We start from the raw sequence: 6,530 nt of genomic DNA, 5'->3' as shown, positions 1-6,530 counted from the left end.
GTAAAAAGGTGAAAGATTGCCAGAGTGGCAAGATTAAAGAATTAACGGTAATGCCGTTAATGGTGAGAGAATTTGCTTTCAGCAAAAGGGTTAGGATGATTTTTCACGCTATGCTGCGAAAAATCTTTGAACTTAATTTTATAAATCTAAAGTATTTTGTACTTCATTTTTTTGGCCGAAGGTTGTAGTGTTCAATGCATACGTATTTATTAGAATATTAGCTATAATGTTAGCATCACAGGCTACGCCTAAAAGCAAAACCTACGGTTAAAACATATTGTAGAGTTATATTTATATACTAAGATATATAAATTTTCTTTACTTGTTACGTAAGTAACTTCTCTCACCTTTGACGGCTCTAGCCTCGTCAATTCTTTCATCTAGCCGAAGGCTTTCTTTAATCTTTTCATCTAGCTTTAGCTATGATGAAAATCTTTAACTCTTGATTCGCAATATCTAACTATTATGACCTAATACAATACTAAATTTAGGAGGGTTATTATGGAAAATATTATTACTAAATATGGTGAATTACAAGGAATAACTAACATTAGTCAAACTAAAAATGATACTGTTAATGAATACACCCTAGATAGAAAAATCATATTAAAAACCCCTTATGGAGAATTAACTCCTCTTTATAAGCCTAACAGTGAAAGACATAAATATATAAAATCAGTGTCATTTTACACCAATGGAAATATTGAAAGTATATATTTACAGGCACAAACTAAAATAAATACTCCTATTGGCATAATACCTGCCGAACTCATTACTTTTTATAAAAGCGGAAATATTAAGCGTGTATTTCCTCTTAATGGCAAGATAACAGCATATTGGTCAGAGGAAGACGAATATAATTTAGCTGAAGATATCTCTTTAAATTTAACTACTGGAGAGCTTAGTCGTAAACTGATTAGCTTATGCTTTTTTGAAAGTGGCACAATAAAGAGCATCACTCTTTGGCCTAAAAATTTCGTTACGCTTAATTCCCCTATTGGAACAGTGTCTTCCAGAATAGGTCTTTCATTTTTCGAAAATGGTTCTTTAAGTTCATTTGAGCCTAAAAGTCCAACTCCTATAGAGACTAAAATAGGTATAATAAATGCATTTGATTCAACGGCTTTAGGTATACATGGTGATTCAAATTCTGTAAAATTTTCAAAAGATGGAGTTTTAATATCACTTATAACTCCCACAGATCAGATAGAGGTTACTAAAGCTTCTGGAAGCAAATCTATTTATAGACCACTTTTAAAGAAAAGTGTTATAGACGATGTTTCTATGGAAATTATCCCACTTAAAATAAGTTTTGATTCCGATACAGTTATCTTTAATAACTTTGAGTCTTATAACCTTAACAATTGCAGCTTTAAAATTACAAAAGCAAATTTTAAACTTCCATATCCTTGTTCTCATTCTAACTAATAAAGTTAAATTTTTTTAATATAAATATTTGTTTTGGTTAAACTATTATAAAGATTTTATTTGAAGGGAGATTTTACATTGACTAATTTTAAATCCTTAAATAGTTCAAAATCAAATATTCAAAGTGTTAAAGATCATGATAAAAATGCAGAAATATCAATGAAAGAACAACTTCAAGAAAAAAAACAATATGAATTTAACAAGTTTAATGTAAATGGTGAAAACCAAAGAGGCGATGATTTAGAGCGAAGCAAAAATCAGTAAAAATATATTATATAAAGAAATTGCAAAGTAAAAGTGACTATTCTTCATTCACCCATGCTTTGCAATTTCTTTATATTAAAAACATATAATTTGTTTCATTTCTAAGTGGTATAATCTCTATCAATTGTTATAACTGTATCATATCCTGGATGTTCAACCTTAACTGCTGCATCAATATCCAATTTTAATTTTTCTTCCTCTTCGTCCGTAACCTTATTATCAAAACTTATTACTATATCAAAAATCAAATTTTTGTTTTCACCTTCACCAACTATTCTAAAGTCGTGTAGTGAGTCCACAATAGGAAATTGTTGAAGTACTTTTACAACAGTTTTTCTTGCATCATTCACTTCTTTTGAATCTGTGTATACCGGATCCATATGAATTACAATAAACATATTAAGTTTCTTCGAAAGTTCCTTTTCAGCTCTATCAATTACTTCGTGAATCTTCATTATTGATATATTATATGGAACTTCTGCATGAAGTGACGCCATAGATCTTCCCGGTCCATAATTGTGTATTATAAGATCATGAATTCCAAGAATGTGATCATATTTAGTTACTGAAGTTTTTATTTCTTTTACTAACTCTGGATCTGGCGCTTGCCCTAGAAGTGGATTCAATGTTTCTTTTACTAAGGACAAACCTGATAAAAGTATAAATACTGCTACGACTAAACCAACATAACCGTCTATATCAACTTTAAAAGCATATCCAGCGGCTAATGATATTATTACTCCACCTAATATTGCTACATCATTTAAAGCATCTGCTCCTGAAGCTTCAAGTGTTGCTGAATTAATAATCTTCCCTAAAGACTTATTAAAGTAGCTAAGCCAAAGCTTTAATGGTATTGCGCAAATTATAATTAAAAAAGTCACAATATTATAACTTACCTCTTGTGGATGCAAGATTCTATCAAATGAAGTTTTAACAAATTGAAGTCCAACTACTAAAATTAAAAATGATACTACTAATGCCGAAATATATTCCATTCTTCCATGTCCAAATGGATGTTCCTTATCTGCTGGTCTATTGGAAAGTTTAAAACCAACAAGTGTTACTATTGATGATGTAACATCAGCTAAATTATGAACTGCGTCACCTATTATTGCGATACTATTTGTTAACACTCCAAGTATAATTTCTATTATAAAAAGTATTAAATTCACAACTATACCAATAACTCCACTTACAGTTCCGTATTGCTGTCTTACCTTCCTATTCTTTATATCCTCATGATTTTTTATAAAATGTGATATTATAAATTTTGCAGTCATGTTAATCACTCCTCTAGACTGTACTTTTTCAATAATTAATATTAAACTATATTATACAATAAATTAGAAAATTAGTATAATAACATTGTTAAATTTTACATCATGTTTTACAATAGTGTATAAAGTTCAATAACAAAAACATAATAAATTAGACAATAGTTAATCACAGGAGGTTTACAATGAATAAAGAAATTGTATTGGCAAAGGATCTAATAGATTTCATATACGAAAGTCCTTCAGCCTTTCACGCTGTAAAAAACATTAAAGATGTTTTAAATAAACATGGTTTTATAGAATTAAATGAAGGCGATAGGTGGGAAATTCAAAAAGGTGGCCGCTATTTTGTAAAGAGAAACGACTCAGCTTTAATAGGTTTTACTGTTGGAAATGGAATAGTTGCAAAAAAAGGATTTAAAATAATAGGTGCCCATACTGATTCACCAAGCTTTAGAATTAAACCTTCTCCTGAAATGACATCAGAAGGTAAATATATAAAATTAAACACCGAAGTTTATGGAGGTCCAATATTAAATACTTGGATGGACAGACCTCTTTCCTTAGCTGGTAGAGTAACTGTAAAAGGTGATAATATATTATTTCCCAAAACCATTCTAATTAATATAAAAAAACCAATTTTAATTATTCCGAATTTAGCTATACACATGAATAGAAATATAAACAAAGGTATAGAACTAAATAAACAAATTGACTTGCTTCCTCTAATGAGCATGGTAAACTCTTCTCTTGAAAAAGACAATATTTTGATCCATACTATTACTAGAGAATTAAAGATAAAAGAACAGGACATACTTGACTTCGATTTATATCTTTATGAATTTCAAAAAGGAAATTTAATAGGTCTTAATGATGAATTTGTTTCATCAAGTAGGCTTGATGATTTAGAAATGCTTCATGCTGGGCTTTACTCTCTTATTAATTCAAATATAACTGATACAACAAATGTTCTCGCTTGCTTTGATAACGAGGAGATTGGAAGTGAAACTAAACAAGGTGCGGATTCTGAGTTTCTATCAAATATATTAGAACGGATTGTAATATGTTTTGGAGGCGACCGTGAGGATTATTTTAGAGCTTTAAATAAATCCTTCATGATTTCTGCTGATGCGGCTCATGCAGTTCATCCTAATAAGAGTGAAAAAAGTGACCCTACTAACAGACCAATTATAAATGATGGTCCTGTTATAAAGATAAGTTCACAACAAAAGTATACCTCTGATAGCAACAGTATTGGAGTATATGAAGCAATTTGTAATAACTGCGGTGTGCCTTTTCAGAAGTTTGTAAACAGATCTGATGAGGCTGGGGGAAGTACAATAGGACCAATATCATCCTCTCATGTAAGTATACGTTCTGTTGATATTGGAACTCCTCTGCTTGCAATGCATTCAATAAGAGAACTGTGTGGAGTACTGGATCACTACTATGTAGAGAAAACCTTTGAAGAATTTTTTAACCTTTAGGTTTGTTGATAATTAATTTTTCATAATTGTGAGATATTGCGAAGTACGGGTGAAGGGTTTTCACCTATGCTTCACGCTGAAAAAGTGAAGGGTCGCTAAAGCGAGGTGAAGGGTTTGACAGGCACTTTGCTTGTCAAAGGTGATGGGTTTTCCGTGAAAAAAAACTATGGATGATTTTTCTACGCTATGCTGCGAAAAATCTTTGAACTTAAAATCTATAATCTAAAGTATTTTGTTTCTCATTTTGGGGCCGAAGGTCACCAGTATTCAATTCATAGGGACTTATTAGCATATTAAACTGTTTTATAATGGCCAAAGGCTACGCCTAAGATCAAAACCTACGATTAAAATATATAACAGAGTTATCTTTAGGAATTAAGACATATAAATTTATTATTTTTCTGACGTAGGAGGAAAAATTTCTTTTACCTTTACTGATTTATCAGTAAACGCTTCACCTTTTATCCGAGCCTAGCAAGGATAAAACCCTTCACTTTACTTCACAATTTCTTTATATTATAAGTCAACTTATCATTAAATCCATACTTCAGCTTAAAAAACATAACCTCTATAACATGTGCAAACCAAACTATGGCAACTCCAAACATGATATCATAGGACAAATTTAATAAAAATAAATGTTTCTGAAAGTCTCCATATCCAGATCCTATAACTGGTAAAATAAATTGAGAACTTCCTGATGCTAAAATAAATAATAGCATCAATGTTAAAAGTCTTACACTTCTTTCCTTGCTTTTTATAAAGTAAAATATACATATTACAAAATATATAACTGAGAACCCTATAAAAGCATAAATGTTATGATGTAACTTAGGATATCTTTTTATAAGTTTGGTTCTAAAAGTGTTCATGAATTTATTAGTAGAATATTCATCCTTAGTAAAATTCCATGAACCTGGAATCGAAAAACTATAAGCATTACTAGCTGAATCCTTGATTTTTTCCCACATTCTATTAGGATGCTTAATATAAAAATCTAGTATTTTTACTGGAGATATCTTAGGATAAAACTCCCTTAACATGTCTTTTCCTAATGGGTCCTTACTGGATTTTCTATTATAAAAAGATTTGCCATAAAAGGCCATAAACTTTTCATTAACGCCAAGTTCAGTTAAATCTTTTCTAGGATGGTTTGAACCTCTCAGAACTCCTAAAAAAACTGATTGATATATATTATTTTCATTCATAGTATCGGTCAATGAAAAATATGCCATTGCACAAACCATAGTTACAATAACTGAACCTATCAAAATACACTTTCTATATTGCTTTCCTTTATAGAATATAAACAATCCTAAATAAACTATAAGCATAAAAACAAGTAGTGGAAGTTCCTGTGATTTAGAGGTTAAAAAGCATGCTGATGTTACAAAAAAATAAACAAAATATCTTATTTTAGGTTTTTCTTTACTTATTAACATCAAATATGTTCCAATATTTAAAAAGAAAAAAACTATTGTTCCCGCCTCTCCAAAAAATGAATTAAAATATTCTATATAAGAAACATCTGTAAAAAACAAAATAATAAAAATTCCACTGATGCACTTTAAGATTGGTGATAGTTTATTAAATTTTAATATCAAAAATACTCCTAATAAAAATATTGAACTATAAACAAATGCCAAATATCTTATATCAAAAATATAGTTGCTGAAATTATGTGCGTATAAGAAAATAACAACTGCAATTTTTAATAATATGCTTTCAGAAACCCAATCCTTTCCAAAAACAAAAAATATATTCGGACTTGTTATTAAATAATTAGTATGAAGAAATTTATTGTAAATATCATTATAATTTTTTGATATATTTGAAATACCTCCATACGTCATCAGCCTGTCAAAATCTCCATTATCACATTTACCTATGATTGGATTTATAAAAAGTACTTTTAATAATATTATTGAAATGATGATTAAAATTACGCTTTCAATTAAATATTTATCTTTTATATGACTTGAAAATTTTTTAAAAATACCCGTAATGTGTAACACCTCCAGTTGTACTTTTTAACTTTGAATTGTTTCAACAGTTTCGCAAAAACATTATAACA

General features: G+C 29.4%; 7 protein-coding genes. 4 read left to right on the top strand and 3 right to left on the bottom strand.

Translation table 11 applies throughout. The features are described from left to right. The coding region (locus B8978_RS20085; RefSeq protein ID WP_207651886.1) for a hypothetical protein at positions 1–188 on the top strand (188 nt) is incomplete at its 5' end. A 60-nt stretch (positions 189–248) separates the two neighbouring features. Here B8978_RS20085 and B8978_RS20425 read toward each other — a convergent pair. After that, positions 249–380: a hypothetical protein gene (locus B8978_RS20425; protein WP_278326940.1), complete on the bottom strand. Its 132-nt coding sequence runs from the start codon at positions 378–380 to the stop codon at positions 249–251. 121 nt (positions 381–501) lie between these two features. Between B8978_RS20425 and B8978_RS11825 the strand changes: the two genes are divergently transcribed. Together B8978_RS11825 and B8978_RS11820 are read left to right on the top strand one after the other, a co-directional pair. Continuing rightward, a complete protein-coding gene (locus B8978_RS11825; RefSeq protein WP_084116236.1) occupies positions 502–1,428 on the top strand; it encodes a hypothetical protein in 927 nt (308 codons plus the stop codon). A gap of 78 nt (positions 1,429–1,506) precedes the next feature. Continuing rightward, positions 1,507–1,692, top strand: a complete 186-nt coding sequence (locus tag B8978_RS11820; RefSeq protein WP_084116235.1) for a hypothetical protein — start codon at positions 1,507–1,509, stop codon at positions 1,690–1,692. 101 nt (positions 1,693–1,793) lie between these two features. Here the strand turns inward: B8978_RS11820 and B8978_RS11815 are convergent, their stop codons facing one another. Beyond that, positions 1,794–2,975, bottom strand: coding sequence for a cation diffusion facilitator family transporter (locus tag B8978_RS11815; protein WP_084116234.1), 1,182 nt, complete (start codon positions 2,973–2,975; stop codon positions 1,794–1,796). 179 nt (positions 2,976–3,154) lie between these two features. On the opposite strand from B8978_RS11815, the gene B8978_RS11810 reads away from it, so the two are divergent. Then, entirely contained in the window at positions 3,155–4,456 is a 1,302-nt protein-coding gene (locus B8978_RS11810) for a M18 family aminopeptidase (protein ID WP_084116233.1), read from the top strand. Positions 4,457–4,956: 500 nt separating this feature from the next. Here the strand turns inward: B8978_RS11810 and wsfD are convergent, their stop codons facing one another. Next, the gene (gene wsfD, locus B8978_RS11805) at positions 4,957–6,471 is read right to left on the bottom strand and encodes a glycan biosynthesis hexose transferase WsfD (protein WP_242950546.1); all 1,515 of its coding nucleotides are present in this window, start codon (positions 6,469–6,471) and stop codon (positions 4,957–4,959) included. Between the last annotated feature and the right edge of the window lie 59 nt (positions 6,472–6,530).

The organism is Clostridium acidisoli DSM 12555 (assembly GCF_900176305.1).
In the GTDB taxonomy this organism is placed as follows: domain Bacteria; phylum Bacillota; class Clostridia; order Clostridiales; family Clostridiaceae; genus Clostridium_I; species Clostridium_I acidisoli.
This window is presented reverse-complemented; position numbering and strand designations above follow the sequence as displayed.

Coding starts and splice junctions, on each gene's coding strand:
- B8978_RS20425 (WP_278326940.1), bottom strand. CDS start 380: ATGAAAGAATTGACGAGGCTAGAGCCGTCAAAGGTGAGAGAAGTTACT.
- B8978_RS11825 (WP_084116236.1), top strand. CDS start 502: ATGGAAAATATTATTACTAAATATGGTGAATTACAAGGAATAACTAAC.
- B8978_RS11815 (WP_084116234.1), bottom strand. CDS start 2,975: ATGACTGCAAAATTTATAATATCACATTTTATAAAAAATCATGAGGAT.
- B8978_RS11810 (WP_084116233.1), top strand. CDS start 3,155: ATGAATAAAGAAATTGTATTGGCAAAGGATCTAATAGATTTCATATAC.